The organism is Citrobacter sp. Cpa228 (assembly GCF_030333085.1).
Lineage (GTDB): Bacteria > Pseudomonadota > Gammaproteobacteria > Enterobacterales > Enterobacteriaceae > Citrobacter > Citrobacter pasteurii.
Genome location: NZ_JAOWGQ010000051.1, coordinates 39,599 through 56,970 on the forward strand (window position 1 = coordinate 39,599; position 17,372 = coordinate 56,970).

Here is a 17,372-nt window from a genome sequence, read left to right on the forward strand (position 1 = left end):
GTAGGCCGGATAAGCGTAGCGCCATCAGGCAATGAATCAATGCTGCTCATCCAGCTGTAACGCCACATACAGCAGCAGTCTGTCATCGAAATTCCCCAAATCCAGCCCGGTAAGTTCTGAAATACGATTCAGGCGATATTCCAGCGTATTGCGATGGATAAATAGCGCCTTTGAGGTCGCCAGCGGCTGTACGTTGTGGCGAAACCATGCCGCTAATGTCCGACGCAGCAAGCCGTTGTTATCCATCGCTTTCAGTCGTACCAACGGACGGGCCAGCTCATTAGCCTGCCAGCCACCACGCAAGCTGTCTAACAGCACTGGCAACATTAAATCCTGGTAAAAATAGCTGCGGCTTTCCGGCATCCGTTGCTTACCGACCATCATGGTGGTGCGCGCCGTACGATACGAACGGGCAATACTGCCGGGTCCGGTAAAATAGTTGCCCAGCGATACGCGAAAGCGTAGCTGTCCGTTCTCTTTCATACGGGCGATCAGCTGTTCAACACGCTTGCGATGATCTTCTGCATCCCAGCGGCCAAACTGATTCAGTGCGGGTTTCAGAACCACCATCTCAGTCAGTGAAACAATCGCAATCAGGTTATTTCGTTCTGGTGTCGTCAACGCATTTTGTAATTGCTGTAGTTCAGCCATGGCGCTGTCTACACCAAGCTGACCGCTGTCGACCTCCACCACCGCTACCACGCGCGGCTGGTTCAGATCTATACCTAGCCGCTGCGCCCATTCCACCAGCGCCGGGGTGTTCTCTTCAGCCTGAATCAGGTTCATCACCAGTTCTTCGCGCAGACGACTGTCCTGAGCGAGCAGATGCATCAAACGCGACTGCTCCAGCATCATTTCGGCGGTCATACACACCAACTCGCCGTATTTACGCAGATGTTCCGGTTCACCGGTAAGCCCAATAACACCAACGATTTCGCCTTCAAGACGCAACGGCAGGTTTATCCCCTGACGCACGCCGTGCAAATGCCTTGCCACTGCATCGTCAATGTCCACCACCCGGCCTTGTGAGAGCACCAGCAGCGCACCTTCGTGCAATTCACCAATACGTTCGCGATCGCCACTGCCAATGATCCGCCCACGGGCATCCATTACGTTGATATTGGTATCAATGATGCGCATCGTGCGCGCCACGATATCCTGCGCCATTTTGGTATCGAGATGCCAGCCAGCCATAAACCCCTCCTGTGAGCAGAGCTCAAGCATAGAGAAGATAATAAGCGGCGACATTGTGCAAATGCACAAAGCAGAAGGAAGAAATATGGAGTTGTGGGAGGTATCACAAAAAGAACCCCTTCCTTTACAGGAAGGGGTTGAGGGAGATTACTGCATCAACAGATAGATGGAGCTGTCGCCACGCTGAATGTTCAGCGCCAGTACAGCCGGTTTACTGTCGAGAATTTTGCGCAGTTCGGCGATGTTTTTCACTGGTTGCTGGTTAGCACCGATGATGACATCCCCTTTCTTCAGGCCAATCTGTGCCGCCGGCGAATTCGGTTTCACATCACTTACCACGACACCTTTATCCTGGCCTTTGTTGCTCATATCCGCACCTTCAATGCCTTTGAAGATAGAGCTGGAATCAACCTGAGTCTGGCTGCTCTGCTGCAGTTCCAGGTTCACCGTTACCGGCTTACCGTCGCGCAGCAGGCCAAGGTTAATTTTACTCCCCACTGGCATGGTGCCAACCTGCGCACGCAGGGCTGCGAAGCTGCTGATTGGTTTACCGTTCAGTGATGTAATCACGTCACCAGCTTTGATACCGGCTTTCGCTGCAGAAGAGTTCGGCATCACCTGGCTGACGAATGCCCCGCGCTGGGCATCCACTTTCATCGCTTTCGCCAGCTCAGAGCTCAGCTCAGTCCCCATAATACCCAGCTCACCGCGTTTAACCTGACCGAACTCAACCATCTGCGAAGTCAGGTTTTTCACCATGTTGCTTGGGATAGCAAAACCGATCCCGATGTTGCCACCATCCGGTGCGAGGATCGCGGTGTTAATCCCGATCAACTCACCATTCAGGTTAACCAGCGCACCACCAGAGTTACCGCGGTTGATCGCCGCATCCGTCTGGATAAAGTTCTCGTAGTTTTCGGCATTCAGGCCACTACGCCCCAGTGCAGAAACGATACCTGATGTCACCGTTTCACCGAGGCCAAACGGGTTGCCAATCGCTACAGTGTAATCACCCACGCGCAGCGCATCAGAATCTGCCAGCTTAATTGCCGTCAGGTTTTTCGGATCCTGAATTTGGATCAGCGCGATATCAGAGCGCGGATCTTTTCCGACGATCTTCGCGTCAAACTTACGCCCATCGCTCAGTTGAACCTTGATCACCGTGGCGTTATCGACCACATGGTTGTTGGTCACAACATACCCTTTCGCGGCATCAATGATGACGCCAGACCCCAGCGCCATAAATTTCTGCTGCTGTCCGCCGCCGTTGTCAGCGCCCGGAGCACCGCCCTGGCAGAACGGGGAGCTCTGGAACGGAGAACCGTCCTGGCAGAACGGAGAGTTATCACCGAAGAACTGCTGGAAATTACGCGGCATACGTGGCGTATTGACCGTCGTGCTCCCCTCGACATTAATACTCACCACCGATGGCATCACTTTTTCGAGCATCGGGGCCAGGCTTGGCATCTGTTGGGCTGTTGTCGCTGAAGACGCTGTCTCAGCCGCCGTTGCAGACAGGGGGGACAACGCCAAACCTAAACTCAGAGCCAGTGCACTCATTGCTAATGTGGTTTTTTTCATGTGTTTCGTTCTCGATTAACAGGTCACGCAAAATTGCTGTATACCTCAGAGTCGTTTTATAGCGCTAAGTTCCAGAATGAAGTTTAAGGAAAAAGTAAAATTTTATTGTCCGCCTTTACAAATGAGTATTTATTGTTCTACCGCCATCAGCCGTCTATATTCATCCCAGGCATACAAGTCAGTCATCCCGCTGATATAATCCTGAATTAAACGACAGCGGTAATAATATTCCATGACCGGGAACTCGGCACTACCTGGCAATATTTTACTGACCGCCTCAACATAAGCAAGACGATGGCGGGTAGACAACTTCTGAAATAATCGTGATTCGATAGGAAACTGTTTTAATCTTTCGTGTTCAACCAGCCCGCTAAAGTCGGATAATGACATTTTTAACAGTGGTTGGTAGATTTCCAGAAGCCCACTGATAACCCGATAGCCTTGCAATTCCAGTTGCTCCACATCTGGATGGCTAAATACATGTTTTACCGCCACATTTTTATAGACACCCAGCAACTGGCTGAAGCTACTGGCATCTTCTAATAAAGCGTGATTAAAACTCCCCTCAAAAATTTGTGGCACATTATCAATAAAACGCTGAGCGGCGTACGGTACCAGCTTATTCAGCGTGTTAACGCGTAAATACATAAAGAACTGATCTTCCGTACTGCGGCTTAATGTATTTGCGCGAGATTTTTCCCAGGCGTTCTCAACAACCAGGCTAAACAGGGAACCTTTTTCATGATGTCCCCACGCCTCATACAGATGGTGGTAAAGCTGCTCGACGCTGAAGATTCTTTTCTCAACAGCATCCTCCAGATCAGCCACACAATAAGAGATATCGTCCGCTGCTTCCATAATCCAGGTTAACGGAAAGCGACTGTAAGGTGCTAAGGATAATTCTTTACGTAACCGCTCAATATACGGTTCCTCGGAAAGGTAATATCCTGGTTTCTTCATTAAATAGCTATGCGTCGCCGGCGTACCTCCACGCCACCATGCCGGGCGCGTATATTTTAAAATTCCCCCCACCTGCGACCAGGTCAGGTTCATGCGCATCAGGGTATGCACCAGCCGAATGCCCTGCGCATTGCCCTCAAAATGGCACAGGTCCTGACGTACCTTGCGGCGAATATCATTGAGCGACTCTTCACCTTCACGCAAACATAACGCAGACACCAGGCAGCGATCGTCGCTTAACGGCTGACTTTCAGCATCAGCCGGATAGAGTCGCTGGCGAAACCAGTCATTAATTGCTGCCTCGCCAAAATGACCAAACGGCGGATTGCCGATGTCATGCATCAGGCAGGACATTTCGACGATGCTTTCAAAGGGACCGGTCAACTCATCCAGGCCGTACTGCTCCAACAGCTTTTGCTCTTTCAGTCGGCTGAGGATCTCTTTGGCGATATAACGTCCTACCTGCTGAACTTCCATCGAGTGCGTCAGCCGCGTACGCACCGCCGCGTTACGCTCCAACGGAAAGACCTGGGTTTTTTGCTGCAGTCGGCGAATAGCCGGAGAATTGATAATGCGTCCACGGTCGCTTTCGAAAATGCGCAGGATCTCATGTTCAGATTTCACGCCCTGCGGCGAACGGTAACGACGATGCCAGTTTATTTTTTTTCGGAAATCGATCTGTGCCATGTCCTCTCCCGCCTGAGAAATGCGCTACCCCTTAAGCGCATGATAGACTATGCCCTCAAATCTGGCTTATCGCGAGTAAATCTATGAAAATCGGCATCATTGGTGCAATGGAAGAAGAAGTTACGCTGCTGCGTGACAAAATCGAAAACCGTCAGACAATCGCTCTTGGCGGTTGTGAAATTTACACCGGCCAACTGAACGGCACTGAGGTTGCGCTACTGAAATCAGGCATCGGTAAAGTGGCTGCGGCGCTGGGCGCAACGCTGCTGCTTGAACACTGCAAGCCAGATGCCATCATCAATACCGGTTCAGCGGGTGGCCTGGCTTCTACGCTGAAAGTGGGTGATATCGTGGTTTCTGACGAAGCGCGCTATCACGATGCTGACGTCACCGCATTCGGCTATGAATTTGGCCAGTTACCGGGCTGCCCGGCCGGTTTTAAAGCCGACCCGGCACTGATTGCGGCGGCGGAATCCTGCATTGCCGAACTCAATTTGAACGCGGTCCGTGGACTGATCGTCAGCGGCGATGCCTTCATTAACGGTTCCGTTGGCCTGGCAAAAATTCAGCATAACTTCCCGCAGGCAATTGCCGTTGAGATGGAAGCAACCGCAATTGCGCACGTGTGTCACAACTTTAACGTGCCGTTTGTTGTCGTTCGCGCTATCTCTGACGTCGCCGATCAGCAGTCCCATCTCAGCTTTGACGAGTTCCTGGTCGTTGCTGCGAAACAGTCAAGCCTGATGGTTGAAACGCTGGTACAGAAACTGGCACATGGCTAAATACATCTCCAGGGCGCTGGTCGCCCTGCTTTTCATACTTCCGGCGTGGCTTTACGCCGCGCCGCGCGTTATTTCGCTTTCCCCAGCCAACACTGAACTGGCCTTCGCCGCCGGTATTACCCCCGTTGGCGTCAGCAGCTATTCAAACTACCCGCCAGAGGCCAAAAATATTGAAGAGGTCTCAACCTGGCAAGGCATGAATCTGGAACGTATTGTGGCGCTCAAACCCGATTTGGTTATTGCCTGGCGTGGAGGGAATGCTGAGCGGCAGGTTAATCAACTGACCGCCCTGGGAATTAAGGTCATCTGGGTCGATGCCGTCACCATCGAGCAGGTCGCTGAGGCATTGCGTCAACTTGCGCCATGGAGTCCCAAGCCTGAACAGGCAAAGCAAGCAGCGCAAACCTTGCTTGATGAGTATGCTTTACTAAAATCTCAGTATGCCAACAAACCCAAAAAACGTGTGTTTCTCCAGTTTGGCGCAAATCCTCTGTTTACCAGTGGAAAAGGTTCCATTCAAAACCAGGTTCTTGAGGTATGTGGTGGAGAAAACATCTTTTCCGGCAGCCGGGTTCCATGGCCGCAGGTCAGCCGCGAACAGGTTCTGGCGCGCGCCCCTCAGGCAATTGTTGCTACCGGCGGTTCAGGCGAAATTCTTAAAATTGAGCAATACTGGGGAAATCAGCTAAAAATTCCGGTTATTACTCTTGATAGTGACTGGTTTGAACGCGCGAGCCCGCGTATTATCCTCGCCGCAAAACAACTCTGTAATGCGCTTTCACAAGTAAATTAGCGCCTGCCCCCACCAGGTTTGTTGTGAGGATGTAAAGATGCTCGTCTATTGGCTGGATATTGTCGGTACCGCGGTATTTGCTATCTCTGGCGTATTGCTTGCCGGAAAACTGCGTATGGACCCCTTCGGCGTTCTGGTCCTGGGCGTGGTAACCGCCGTCGGTGGCGGTACGATCCGAGATATGGCGCTGGATCATGGCCCCGTATTCTGGGTTAAAGATCCCACCGACCTGGTAGTGGCGATGATCACCAGTATGTTGACGATCGTGCTGGTGCGTCAGCCAAGACGCTTACCGAAATGGATCCTTCCGGTGCTGGATGCCGTCGGCCTGGCGGTGTTCGTGGGTATTGGCGTGAATAAAGCGTTTCTCGCCGGAACCGGACCCCTGGTGGCAATTTGTATGGGGGTCATTACCGGCGTCGGCGGCGGAATTATTCGCGACGTGTTAGCGCGTGAAGTGCCGATGATCTTACGTACCGAAATCTACGCTACCGCATGCATCATTGGCGGCATCGTCCACGCCACCGCGTTTTATACCTTTAATGTGTCGCTGGAAAACGCCAGTATGATGGGGATGGTCGTTACCCTGCTGATTCGGCTTGCCGCCATTCGTTGGCATTTGAAATTGCCGACGTTTGCGCTGGATGATAACGGGCGTTGATGTGACGATGCAGAACATGTAGGCCGGATAAGGCGTTTACGCCGCCATCCGGCATATTGCCCGGTGGCACTACGCTTACCGGGCCTACACCGTCAGACCATCGGTATTACAGACAGCAATCAGATGCTGAAAGAGGAACCACACCCGCAGGTGCTTTTGGCGTTCGGGTTAGTCACAACAAAGCGAGAACCTTCCAGACCTTCGGTGTAATCAACCGCACCGCCTACCAGATACTGCAGGCTCATCGGATCAACCACCAGACCAACACCCTGCTTCTCAATGGTCATATCACCATCGTTTACCTGATCATCAAAGGTAAAACCGTACTGGAAACCGCTGCAACCACCGCCGGTGATATACACGCGTAATTTCAGATTTGGGTTATCTTCATCTGCGATCAGGCTTTTTACTTTATTGGCTGCTGCTTCAGTAAATTGCAGTGGCAGCGCTACGTCATCACTCATATTTTGCTCCAAACGACATTGGCAATTGGGCAAATTATAACCCAATGGTTGAGGCCATTATCTAATACCCTGGTATTTCGTTCAAGTATTCTCGCCCGTGGCGGTACTCTGGCTTTTTGCCGCCTGCTCTGCTTCCTGTTTAGCCAGTGTGCGGGCAAGGATAGTCGAGTATAGCGGTTTTCCACCCATAAACTGGGCTAATAGTGTTGCGCCAAGACAGGTAATAATCATTGGCAAAATGAGCTGATAGTTATCCGTCATTTCCAGCACCAGCACAATGCCCGTTAACGGCGCACGCACTGAAGCGGCCAGCAATGCCCCCATCCCGGCAATAGCAAACGTCCCCGCCTCCAGATGATACTGCGGAAACGAGGCTGCTGCAGCCATGCCAAATGCAGTTCCCAGCAATGTGCCTAACGCCAGCATCGGGGCAAATATCCCACCAGGCGCGCCGGATGAGAAGCACAGCAGCGTGGTGAGGACCCTGGCGATAAAGATAAACAGCAGCAGGCCCACGCTGAAATTGCCCGCAGCGGCAATCGGGATCAGGTTAAATCCACCGCCTGCCGCTTCAGGTTGAATCAAACCGAGGATCCCGCACAGGCCGCCGATCACACCGCCCATCAGCACCCATTTTTTAATTTCACCACCGTGAAAGCGTTGAAACATATCCTGGGTACGCAACACCATGGTATTGAACAACGGCCCGACGCAACCAAAAATAATCCCAAGGATGAGGTACAACCACAGCGTATTAACCGGCGCATTGGAGAGTTTCCCGACCTCAATAATCGGAGCCTCGCCGTTGAAAATACGAAACACAATGCTCGACATAATCACGCCAGTAAATACGGCTTTGATCGACACGAGGTTATAACGAAACTGTGGTCGCATCTCTTCAATAATGAACAGAATGCCGGCCAAAGGCGCATTAAACGCAGCCGACAGCCCCGCAGCCGCACCGGTTGCCAGTAAGGTGTGCCGCGCTTCGGCGCTACGCATGCGGAAAATATCCAGCACCATGCGCCCGATATTGCCACCAATTTGCACCGTTGGCCCTTCCCGGCCAAGCACCATTCCGGCGCCCAGCGTTCCCATACCGCCGATAAATTTTACCGGCAGCACACGCCACCAGCGCACTGGGCGGAGCTCTTCCAATGCGCCTTCAATCTCAGGTATCCCCGAACCACCGGCTTCCGGGGCAAATTTACGCACCAGAAAATACCCCACCATCGCCAGCAGTGCAGAAAGAATAAACGCCAAAGGCCATACCAGGACGGCGTGGTCAGCAACCTGTGCCAGCGTGCCAATACGCAGATTTTGCACCCAGGTCACGGCTTTCTCAAACGCCACACCCACTAACCCCGTCACTGTCCCCACCACGGCGGCCATAAAGAGGATCGCCAACGGCGTTTTGTCACGCTCAAGGAGTCGACGGATCTGATCCCTGCGCCGTAAACGCACAATTTGTTGTGCTTCAAAAGAAGGGGTGTCTGTTTTCATCAGATAATCATTAATTGGTAATACAAATACGGAAACGGCATTCTACTCGCACGTTTCGTGAAAATCCCCTGCAAATCGTATTGTTTCAAATACGCAAAACTTTCATAACCTTCTCTGAATAACTAGAATAGCGGGCATTTACTTTTTCTACGAACCAGGACCCCATCCATGAGTAAGTCTGAAAACCTCTACAGCGCAGCACGCGAACTTATCCCCGGCGGCGTTAACTCCCCCGTTCGTGCCTTTACTGGCGTGGGTGGTACTCCGCTGTTTATTGAAAAAGCGGACGGCGCATATCTGTATGATGTCGATGGTAAAGCCTATATCGATTATGTCGGCTCCTGGGGGCCGATGGTGCTGGGTCATAACCACCCGGCAATTCGCAATGCCGTGATTGAAGCGGCAGAGCGCGGTTTAAGCTTCGGCGCGCCGACCGAAATGGAAGTAAAAATGGCGGCGCTGGTCACTGAGTTAGTGCCAACCATGGATATGGTACGTATGGTGAACTCCGGTACCGAAGCCACAATGAGCGCGATCCGTCTGGCGCGTGGTTTCACCGGACGCGATAAGATCATCAAATTTGAAGGTTGCTACCACGGCCATGCTGACTGCCTGCTGGTCAAAGCCGGTTCCGGCGCGTTAACGCTGGGTCAGCCTAACTCCCCAGGGGTTCCGGCAGATTTCGCGAAACATACCCTGACCTGCACCTATAACGATCTTGCCTCAGTACGTGCGGCATTCGAACAGTATCCGCAGGAAATCGCCTGTATTATCGTTGAACCGGTTGCCGGCAACATGAACTGCATTCCGCCACTGCCGGAATTCCTGCCGGGCCTGCGTGCGCTGTGTGATGAGTTTGGCGCACTACTGATCATCGATGAAGTGATGACCGGTTTCCGCGTCGCACTGGCGGGTGCGCAGGATTATTACGGCGTTGTACCGGACCTGACCTGCCTGGGTAAAATTATCGGTGGCGGCATGCCTGTTGGCGCATTTGGCGGCCGTCGTGATGTGATGGATGCCCTGGCCCCAACCGGGCCGGTTTACCAGGCGGGTACGCTGTCCGGTAATCCAATTGCGATGGCGGCAGGATTCGCCTGTCTGAATGAAGTCGCCCAGCCGGGGATTCATGAGACGTTGAACGAACTGACCACGCGCCTGGCAGAAGGCCTGCTGGAAGCCGCTCAGGAAGCAAATATTCCATTGGTGGTTAACCATGTCGGCGGGATGTTCGGGATTTTCTTCACTGACGCAGAAACCGTAACCTGCTATCAGGACGTGATGGCGTGCGATGTTGAGCGCTTCAAGCGTTTCTTCCACATGATGCTGGATGAAGGCGTTTACCTGGCGCCGTCTGCCTTTGAAGCAGGCTTTATGTCTGTCGCGCACAGCGAAGAAGATATCAATAACACCATCGACGCCGCACGCCGAGTGTTTGCGAAGTTGTAAAAAAGAGAACGGGCAGAAATGTAGGCCGGGTAAGGCGAAGCGCCGCCACCAGGCTTTTTTATTGCCGGATGGCGACGCAAAGCGTCTTATCCGGCCTACATGAAAGGGGACAGCCTCAGCGACTCTGTTTTCTCAGCAGATAGATAAAGTACGGCGCGCCAATAAACGTTGAAAGCAGTCCCGCTGGGATCTGATACGGAAACAGCACCATACGCCCGCACCAGTCGGCAAACACCAGCAACACGCCCCCCGCCAGCGCGGATATCACCATATGCGGCATCGTACGTCGAAAACCTAACATCCGTGCAATATGCGGCGCCATCAGCCCTACAAAGCTCAACGGACCGATTGTCATGGTCGCCGTAGCGGTCAGACCCGCAGCCAACATCAGTAAGCCAACACGCGACGGCGTTAATGCCATACCGACAGCCCGTGCAGTGTCCCCTCCTAACGGTAGAATCGTCAGCCAGCGGCGACACAACGGCGTTATCGCCAGCAGAATAATCATTACAATGCCGGTACGTAAAACCTGTTCGTTGGAGGCGTTATAAGTCGAGCCGGACATCCAGGTCAGAATGCCCGCCATGCGAGGATCGCCGCTGGCTTGCAGCATCATCAGCAGCATAGTAAATGCCGTACTGAGCGCCATCCCCGCCAACAGCATCCTGTGCGGCGAAAAACCACCTCGCCCGGCGGCAATCATAATAATAAGTAAGGTGACCGCTGCCCCGAGGCTCCCGGCGGGCAACAGCCAGCCAAAGGCATTGCCGGGGACCAGAAACAACATGAGCACGACACCGAAGGCCGCGCCGGAACTAATGCCCAACACTTCCGGGCTGGCCATCGGATTACCGGTCAAACGCTGAATAATACAACCCGCCACAGCCAGCATTACGCCAGCCACCAGTGCAGCCAGGATACGCGGCCAGCGCCAGGGCATCAGTTCATCCAGCATTGTGCCACTGGCCCAGCTCCAGCCGTGAGCATCACGGCCCAACGACAGCGCGACCACAACCGTCAGCAACAATATTGCGCCCCCAGCCAGCGCGAACATCAGCACGTGCTGGCGCTCAGCGGCGACACGGTTGCTGGCATTCATATCCGGCGTACTTATGCTCTTCAGACGCGGCAGCAACCACAGCAGTAGCGGTGCGCCAATCAGCGCCGTCACCGATCCCGTGGAGACTTCCATCCAGACGCGAGTGAGCCACAAAATAATTTGATCGGAGAGCCAGAGGATCAGCGCGCCAATGAGCGGGGCCAGCAGCAGACGCGCCAGCAAACGCCGCGCGCCGAGCATTTTCGCCAGCAGCGGCGCAAACAGGCCAATAAAGCCGATAATCCCGACGGCGTTAACCAGCAAGGCGCTGAGAACAATCGCCAATGACAAGGCCGCCAGACGCGACAATGACAGCGCCAGTCCGAGATTACGCGCCACGCCGTCATCCAGTCCCATCAGCGTCATTGGGCGTAATAGTAGCAGCGTCAACATCACGCCCCCCACCAGTTGCGGCCACAGTCTTTGCACCCCGCTCCAGTCGGTTTGCGTTAGCGTGCCGCTGCTCCATAAAAACATGGTTTGCAGTTGATCGTGATGGAAGATAACCATCAACTGGTTAATCGCCCCGCAGTACAGGCTGACCACCAGCCCGGCAAGGATTAACGTCACCGGAGAAAGACGCTTGCCCCAGGCGACGCCAAACACCAGCGCCCCAACAATACAAGCCCCTGCCAGCGCCGCAAACTGCGTGGTAAGCGCACCGGGAATAACCCACAGCGTAGTCACCGTGATGCCAAGTTGCGCACCGGTCGCGACGCCCAGCGTGGTTGGCTCTGCCAGCGGGTTACGCAGCACCTGCTGAAACAAGACGCCGACCAGCCCCAGCCCGGCGCCAACCAGTAGTGAAATCGCCAGCCTCGGCAGCAGACTGTAGTGGAAAACCATCTGCTCAATGAGATCAATATTCGGTGACCTGATAGCCTGTTGCCACTGGCTACGCGGTAGAGCAGCGGAAAAGTTAAACCAGGTCAACCAGCAGGCAGCCACAAACAGAACCGCCAGCAGCAGGGTCGGGAATAGTGCAATTCTTTTACTCACGCTTTGCCCCCCAGCGCATTATCAAGAATGCGCGCGAAGTGCATAGCCGATAGCGTGGCGCCATAGAACCAGACGGCAGGGACGCGCTGAAAACGTCCGCTGCGGACAAACGGCATCGCCTGCCACAACGGTGTAGACATCAGCGTTTGCATATCCTTGTTGTTACCGTGATCGAAGCACAGCACATCGACATCTTTGTAGGCGGCAAGCCGATCAATCCCTACCGCGGTGCTGCCCCAAAAGTTGGTTTCACCCTGCCAGGCGTTGCGGATCCCGTACTCATCCAGCACCTCCTGAAACAAGCAGTTAGGCCCAAACACCAGCATATGGCGAGGATCGAGCAAAGTTATCAGCAGTAATGGCCGCGAGCCTCGCTGAACAAAGCGCGGTTTCAGGCTGGCAATCACGTGTTCGTACTGCGCCAGATGACGTTCGGCAGCGGTCTGCAGATTCAGCAACTGCGCCAGTTCTTGCAACGACTGACGCGCAACCGCCAACGGCTTTTTGCCATCACTGAAGTTAAAGCCACGACCCGGCGCAATACGTGCAAGCTTCTCAGGTGCAGGACCGTAACCTGCCGACCAGACCATAAATGAGGGTTTCATTTCGGTCAGCAGTTCGAGATTAGGTTCAGTTCGTAATCCGACATCGATGACGGAGTCCGGCAGCGCGGGTTCGTTGACCCACAGTTTGTAGTTTGGAACATCCGCGACGCCGTAAGGTGCAACACCCAACGCCAGCAGCAGCTCAACCGGAAGCCATTCCAGCGCCACTATACGCTGTGGATCAACCGCCGCCGCACGGGCTGTATTCATTTGCCACAGTAGCGGCGACAACGCCATTGCCGTTAGCAGCCGTCGACGGGAAAGATGAGGTAATCCAATCATTAATAGACAAAACTCACGGGTGCGGCACCGGCCGGATGCGGCAAAATGCCCATCGGGATACCGTAAATCAGTTCCAGGGTTTCACTACGCATCAGTTCCGCGGGGGTTCCCTGTGCAATCATTTCACCGCCGCGCAGCGCGACCAGGTAATCACAGTAGCGGGCCGCCATATTGATATCATGCAGTACGGCGATCACCGTCAACCCACGCTGTTGGCTCAAGCGATGCACCAGCGCCAGCACGTCAACCTGATGCGCAATATCCAGCGCCGAGGTCGGTTCGTCAAGCAGCAGGCAACGGCTGTCTTGTGCTACCAGCATGGCGATCCACGCACGCTGACGCTCGCCGCCAGACAAGCTATCCACCAGGCGATGCGCCAGCGGTTTGAGCCCAACAAGCGTAATTGCCTCTTCCACTTTCTCTCTGTCGGCCACGCCAAAACGTCCCAGCGCGCCATGCCAGGGATAACGACCAATCGCTACCAGCTCACGTACCGTCATCCCTTCGGCCTGCGGTAACTGCTGGGGTAAATAGGCAACCTTACGGGCAAACGCTTTGCTGCCCCAGCTCTCCAGCGGCTGCTCATCAAGCAGGATTTCACCTTCTGACGGCGGCTGATGGCGCCCCAGCATTTTCAATAAGGTGGATTTACCGGAGCCGTTGTGGCCGATAAGCCCCGTCACTTTACCCACGGGAAAGGTTAACGAGAGAGGATGCAAAAGCGTGCGGCCAGGCACACGGAAGGAGACATTCTTCAACGCAAACGTCGTGTCGGGATGGGATCTGTTTTCCTGCATAGCGGCCAACTTGTAAATCGGGCACGCAAAGCGTGCCCAAAGAGAAATTAGAAACGGAAGGTTGCTGTTGCAACGACCTGACGTTCCGCGCCCCAGAAGCAGCCATAGGTTTGGAAGCAACTAGAAACGTATTCACGGTCCAGCAGATTGGTAACGTTGACGGCAACACTAGAGCCAGCCATACCAAAACGCGCTAAATCGTATTTAACAACCGCATCCATTACAGCAGCACTTCCCACTTTAAAGGTGTTTGCAGGATCGCCATAGCTAGAACCGATAAAACGTCCACCGGTTCCCAGTGTCAGTCCCGACAGAACGCCTTCGTTAAAGGTATAATCGCCCCAGAGTGATGCCATATGTTCAGGAACTTGTTCTACGTTGTTCCCTTTGAGATTGGTATCCTTGGTATACTCCGCATCAGTGTAAGTATATGAAGCTGTAACATTGATATTGGCATTCAAGGCCGCTTTAGCTTCAAATTCAAAGCCCTGAGAACGTACTTCGCCTGACGGAACTTGCAGATTCGAGTTGGTCGGATCGGTTGTCAGCGTATTCGTCTTCGTCAAATGATATGCCGCAGCCGTAATCACCACCGGCAGATCTTTCGGCACATATTTTACACCTGCTTCATATTGTTCACCCTTAGATGGCGCAAAAGCCATGCGTGGAGTGCTGTAGAGATCGAATGCGTTTGGTTCAAATGACTGGCTATAGCTAACGTACGGAGAAATACCATTATCAAACAGGTAGTTTACACCGCCACGCCATGTGAACTGATGATCGTTACGCTCAATATAACCCGCTTGCGGCGTGGTTGAATTCTGGCGAATTGTCGTTGCTTGCTGTGACCAGTCATAACGACCACCCAGCGTAAAGACCCACTTATCCCATTCCGCCTGATCCTGGATATAGATACCGGTTTGTTTGGTTTCGTTCATCTGATAAGGCTCGGTAGAGTCGAAAGCAAAATCATCCAGAATCTGTGGGTTATAAAGATCCAGAACAGGAGCTGTACCAAATTTAGCATTGATATCATTACGCATACGCATGAAGTCAATACCAGTCAGCAACGTATGCTCCACCGTTCCCGTCGCGAAATTGCTCTGTAGCTGGGTATCAACACTGAAGTTCTGCAAACGTTCATCATCGACAACAGTGCCACGGCCAAGATAGTGATCGCGCTGATCGACCGGAATTGCCTGGCAAGGCGCATTAAACGTATTTGTTGTACAGATACCCGTGCCGTACACGCTCTGCTGCGACGTTTTCATTTCAGCAAAACGTAAATTCTGCCGGACGGTGAAAGTGTCATTAAAGCCGTGTTCAAAGCTGTATCCCACCATTTTCTGATTGCGGGAATAAGTATTATTTGAAGCACCTTCATTAAAATCTGTCGGCAGACGCTTGCCGTTAGGTAGCGGTTCAACCGTACCCTCCTTCGGCAACCAACCGTAGTAACCCGTTTCGGGTTCATTCTGGAAATAGGAGAGGAATGTAAAGTTGGTCTTGTCGTCAGGACGCCATGAGAAGGACGGAGCAACGGTATAACGCTGTGATTCAGAACCCTGCTGTTGCTCATTTTTGGAACGAGCCAGCCCGGTTAAACGGTAAGAGAATTCACCGTTATCATCTAATGCGTCACTAAAATCAAACCCAGTCTGGAACAGATTATCTGTTCCCATTTTGAACTGAACTTCTTTTAGCGGCTCGGTGGTTGGACGTTTACTAACCATCGAAATAATCCCACCAGGGTTACTCTTACCGTACAACACGGAAGTTGGTCCACGCATCAACTCAACACGCTCCAGCATGTAAGGATCGATAACCGCGTCGTTATAGAAGTTTCCTTGTAGTTTCAGACCATCCAGATAGTTGTTCTGGCTTAAACCGACAGAGGTAAAACCACGGATGCTGACAAAATCGTAGGTATTCGAAGCACCACGGTTACTGACCACAACGCCCGGGGTATAACCCAGTGCTTCCTTTACGGAACGAGACTGATGGATCTGCATCTCTTCACGCGTCACAACCGAAACAGACTGCGGGGTCTTTTCGATAGGCGTATCAGTCTTGGTGGCGGTGGCGGAACGCTTCGCGGCAATCGTCGGCGAAGGCCCCCATGCGCTTTCTTGTGCGGCAGGTGCTGCGGTTACGGTGATTGTTTCTTCTTTCGGTTGAACCGCCGCCTGTGCATACACAGACATGCCGCTAACCGCTGTGGCTACCACGACTGCAATTTTGCGCAGTGAGGAGTTTGGCTGAGCAGTTTTAAGACGCGCCATTGGTATATCTCTGATGAAAGTGAATGATAACGTAAACGAGAATTATTATTATAACGGCAGCATAATATTCGAAACACTGGCGAGATAGCAAGCGATACGCACCCCTACTAAAACTAAGGGGTTAAGAAATAACCAGATGAAAAGAAAGGGTTAATAAATTAGGCTGGAATGTTAGAACGCTGGCGACCCGCCGAAACGGGCCACAAGAAATTAGCGGTAAAAAACTTCAAAAGTAGCTACGGCGTCCACTTTCCCGGCTTTGACATTGCCAGTTTTGGCATAGCGTGCCTTCAGCGGAATTTCTGCCACTTCGTTAGCGCTGGTGCTGCTCACAGCGGTATAGGTTTGATCAAAACTCAGCACATTATTGTTCGCGTCCAGAATCTGGATACCGACACCGCTGGCAGAGCTGTCTCCATTGGTGATAGCCAAAATATTGCCATCCGTAACGCCTGTTGAACCAGCACTGTCGAACTGATAGTCGATTTGCGTACCTGCCCGACAATCAGCAATCTCGATTTTAAAACTATTGTCAGTAAGTACTTCTGAAAATTGACTGTCAAAGTTATCGACATTAATCGTCTTCAGCGGCACGTAGATATTTTTATCTTCCAGATTACAGGTATTGGTCTGGATATGAATACTGGTGGGAGATACCACTATCTGAGCAATCACATCATTACCCCACTTCTCTTCTGCCGTCAGCCTGGAGGTATCAAGATAACCATCCTCAACGTCGCCCGTCACAACCAACTGCATTGACGCATGGTACTTCGTATGAATAGTGCTCGATCCGCTCGAACCATAGCTATAAAAATGCATGGGAGTGACGATATCATCAGAGGTAAAGGTAGACATTCGTTCTTCCGCTTCCGCCATACGGATACCTATACCTGGCACGCCAGTCTGATAAACGCCTTCCAGCACTTCATTGCGGGCATCGGCATCCGTTAACATCACGTAGCCTTTGTATTTGTTGCCACTATTCCGGCAATTCATATCAATTTGACCGCTCTCAATGCTTCCCTCATAAATAATCGTACCAACTGGTGTATCAGGCTCCACCGTTATGCTTGCCGGAAGTTGAAAGATCAGTGCGCTATTTTCCGGGAGGGTTCCGGTACATGTGGTGGCATAAACAGGAGCTGCCGCTCCCGCTAAAATCAATATGATCAAAATAGCCCTGAAAATATTTTGATTCCTTTTACTCATATCTGACAAATTCCATATTTAT

14 protein-coding genes and 1 pseudogene are annotated in these 17,372 nt (G+C 52.6%); 4 read left to right on the forward strand and 11 right to left on the reverse strand.

Annotated elements, in window-relative coordinates; genetic code table 11:
- Positions 1-36: 36 nt before the first annotated feature.
- The 3 genes from cdaR to dgt all read right to left on the reverse strand — a co-directional run bounded on the left by cdaR (position 37) and on the right by dgt (position 4,422).
- Positions 37-1,194: a DNA-binding transcriptional regulator CdaR gene (gene cdaR, locus OGX91_RS13970; RefSeq protein WP_005132128.1), complete on the reverse strand. Its 1,158-nt coding sequence runs from the start codon at positions 1,192-1,194 to the stop codon at positions 37-39.
- A 147-nt stretch (positions 1,195-1,341) separates the two neighbouring features.
- A complete protein-coding gene (gene degP, locus OGX91_RS13975) occupies positions 1,342-2,775 on the reverse strand; it encodes a serine endoprotease DegP (protein ID WP_005132129.1) in 1,434 nt (477 codons plus the stop codon).
- A 129-nt stretch (positions 2,776-2,904) separates the two neighbouring features.
- Positions 2,905-4,422, reverse strand: coding sequence for a dGTPase (gene dgt / locus OGX91_RS13980; RefSeq protein ID WP_149691226.1), 1,518 nt, complete (start codon positions 4,420-4,422; stop codon positions 2,905-2,907).
- Between the two features lie 83 nt (positions 4,423-4,505).
- Here dgt and mtnN point away from each other — a divergent pair, with 83 nt between their 5' ends.
- The 3 genes from mtnN to OGX91_RS13995 are packed head-to-tail and all read left to right on the forward strand — an operon-like array spanning position 4,506 to position 6,658.
- Entirely contained in the window at positions 4,506-5,204 is a 699-nt protein-coding gene (mtnN, locus tag OGX91_RS13985) for a 5'-methylthioadenosine/S-adenosylhomocysteine nucleosidase (protein WP_005132132.1), read from the forward strand.
- Positions 5,197-5,997: a vitamin B12 ABC transporter substrate-binding protein BtuF gene (gene btuF / locus OGX91_RS13990; protein ID WP_149691225.1), complete on the forward strand. Its 801-nt coding sequence runs from the start codon at positions 5,197-5,199 to the stop codon at positions 5,995-5,997. The genes mtnN and btuF overlap by 8 nt, the downstream gene beginning before the upstream one ends.
- Before the next feature lie 37 nt (positions 5,998-6,034).
- On the forward strand, positions 6,035-6,658 hold the full coding sequence (locus OGX91_RS13995; protein ID WP_005132135.1) for a TRIC cation channel family protein: 624 nt from the start codon (positions 6,035-6,037) through the stop codon (positions 6,656-6,658).
- Positions 6,659-6,777: 119 nt separating this feature from the next.
- On the opposite strand, the gene erpA is transcribed toward OGX91_RS13995, so the two are convergent.
- The 3 genes and pseudogenes from erpA to clcA form a co-directional block, all read right to left on the reverse strand.
- A complete protein-coding gene (gene erpA / locus OGX91_RS14000; RefSeq protein ID WP_003018581.1) occupies positions 6,778-7,122 on the reverse strand; it encodes an iron-sulfur cluster insertion protein ErpA in 345 nt (114 codons plus the stop codon).
- Positions 7,115-7,180: pseudogene (yadW, locus tag OGX91_RS14005) on the reverse strand (small protein YadW). Before yadW ends, erpA begins: the two are co-directional and overlap by 8 nt.
- A gap of 23 nt (positions 7,181-7,203) precedes the next feature.
- Positions 7,204-8,625, reverse strand: a complete 1,422-nt coding sequence (gene clcA, locus OGX91_RS14010) for a H(+)/Cl(-) exchange transporter ClcA (protein WP_040230022.1) — start codon at positions 8,623-8,625, stop codon at positions 7,204-7,206.
- A 168-nt stretch (positions 8,626-8,793) separates the two neighbouring features.
- Between clcA and hemL the strand changes: the two genes are divergently transcribed.
- Positions 8,794-10,074 carry a glutamate-1-semialdehyde 2,1-aminomutase gene (gene hemL / locus OGX91_RS14015; protein WP_005132140.1) on the forward strand — a complete coding sequence of 427 codons (1,281 nt, stop codon included), beginning with the start codon at positions 8,794-8,796 and terminating at the stop codon, positions 10,072-10,074.
- A gap of 115 nt (positions 10,075-10,189) precedes the next feature.
- Here the strand turns inward: hemL and fhuB are convergent, their stop codons facing one another.
- The 5 genes from fhuB to OGX91_RS14040 form a co-directional block, all read right to left on the reverse strand.
- Complete coding sequence (fhuB, locus tag OGX91_RS14020) at positions 10,190-12,172, reverse strand: Fe(3+)-hydroxamate ABC transporter permease FhuB (RefSeq protein WP_199947491.1); 1,983 nt, start codon at positions 12,170-12,172, stop codon at positions 10,190-10,192.
- On the reverse strand, positions 12,169-13,059 hold the full coding sequence (fhuD, locus tag OGX91_RS14025; protein ID WP_040230018.1) for a Fe(3+)-hydroxamate ABC transporter substrate-binding protein FhuD: 891 nt from the start codon (positions 13,057-13,059) through the stop codon (positions 12,169-12,171). The genes fhuB and fhuD overlap by 4 nt, the downstream gene beginning before the upstream one ends.
- A complete protein-coding gene (gene fhuC, locus OGX91_RS14030) occupies positions 13,059-13,856 on the reverse strand; it encodes a Fe3+-hydroxamate ABC transporter ATP-binding protein FhuC (RefSeq protein ID WP_005120619.1) in 798 nt (265 codons plus the stop codon). The genes fhuD and fhuC overlap by 1 nt, the downstream gene beginning before the upstream one ends.
- A gap of 47 nt (positions 13,857-13,903) precedes the next feature.
- Positions 13,904-16,138 carry a ferrichrome porin FhuA gene (gene fhuA / locus OGX91_RS14035; protein WP_286626567.1) on the reverse strand — a complete coding sequence of 745 codons (2,235 nt, stop codon included), beginning with the start codon at positions 16,136-16,138 and terminating at the stop codon, positions 13,904-13,906.
- A 210-nt stretch (positions 16,139-16,348) separates the two neighbouring features.
- Positions 16,349-17,350, reverse strand: a complete 1,002-nt coding sequence (locus OGX91_RS14040; RefSeq protein WP_223237023.1) for a fimbrial protein — start codon at positions 17,348-17,350, stop codon at positions 16,349-16,351.
- Positions 17,351-17,372: the final 22 nt, after the last annotated feature.

What these genes read in the sequence shown, in the direction of transcription:
- cdaR (WP_005132128.1), bottom strand. Translation starts at nt 1,194, where the DNA reads ATGGCTGGCTGGCATCTCGATACCAAAATGGCGCAGGATATCGTGGCG.
- degP (WP_005132129.1), bottom strand. Translation starts at nt 2,775, where the DNA reads ATGAAAAAAACCACATTAGCAATGAGTGCACTGGCTCTGAGTTTAGGT.
- dgt (WP_149691226.1), bottom strand. Translation starts at nt 4,422, where the DNA reads ATGGCACAGATCGATTTCCGAAAAAAAATAAACTGGCATCGTCGTTAC.
- mtnN (WP_005132132.1), top strand. Translation starts at nt 4,506, where the DNA reads ATGAAAATCGGCATCATTGGTGCAATGGAAGAAGAAGTTACGCTGCTG.
- btuF (WP_149691225.1), top strand. Translation starts at nt 5,197, where the DNA reads ATGGCTAAATACATCTCCAGGGCGCTGGTCGCCCTGCTTTTCATACTT.
- OGX91_RS13995 (WP_005132135.1), top strand. Translation starts at nt 6,035, where the DNA reads ATGCTCGTCTATTGGCTGGATATTGTCGGTACCGCGGTATTTGCTATC.
- erpA (WP_003018581.1), bottom strand. Translation starts at nt 7,122, where the DNA reads ATGAGTGATGACGTAGCGCTGCCACTGCAATTTACTGAAGCAGCAGCC.
- clcA (WP_040230022.1), bottom strand. Translation starts at nt 8,625, where the DNA reads ATGAAAACAGACACCCCTTCTTTTGAAGCACAACAAATTGTGCGTTTA.
- hemL (WP_005132140.1), top strand. Translation starts at nt 8,794, where the DNA reads ATGAGTAAGTCTGAAAACCTCTACAGCGCAGCACGCGAACTTATCCCC.
- fhuD (WP_040230018.1), bottom strand. Translation starts at nt 13,059, where the DNA reads ATGATTGGATTACCTCATCTTTCCCGTCGACGGCTGCTAACGGCAATG.
- fhuC (WP_005120619.1), bottom strand. Translation starts at nt 13,856, where the DNA reads ATGCAGGAAAACAGATCCCATCCCGACACGACGTTTGCGTTGAAGAAT.
- fhuA (WP_286626567.1), bottom strand. Translation starts at nt 16,138, where the DNA reads ATGGCGCGTCTTAAAACTGCTCAGCCAAACTCCTCACTGCGCAAAATT.
- OGX91_RS14040 (WP_223237023.1), bottom strand. Translation starts at nt 17,350, where the DNA reads ATGAGTAAAAGGAATCAAAATATTTTCAGGGCTATTTTGATCATATTG.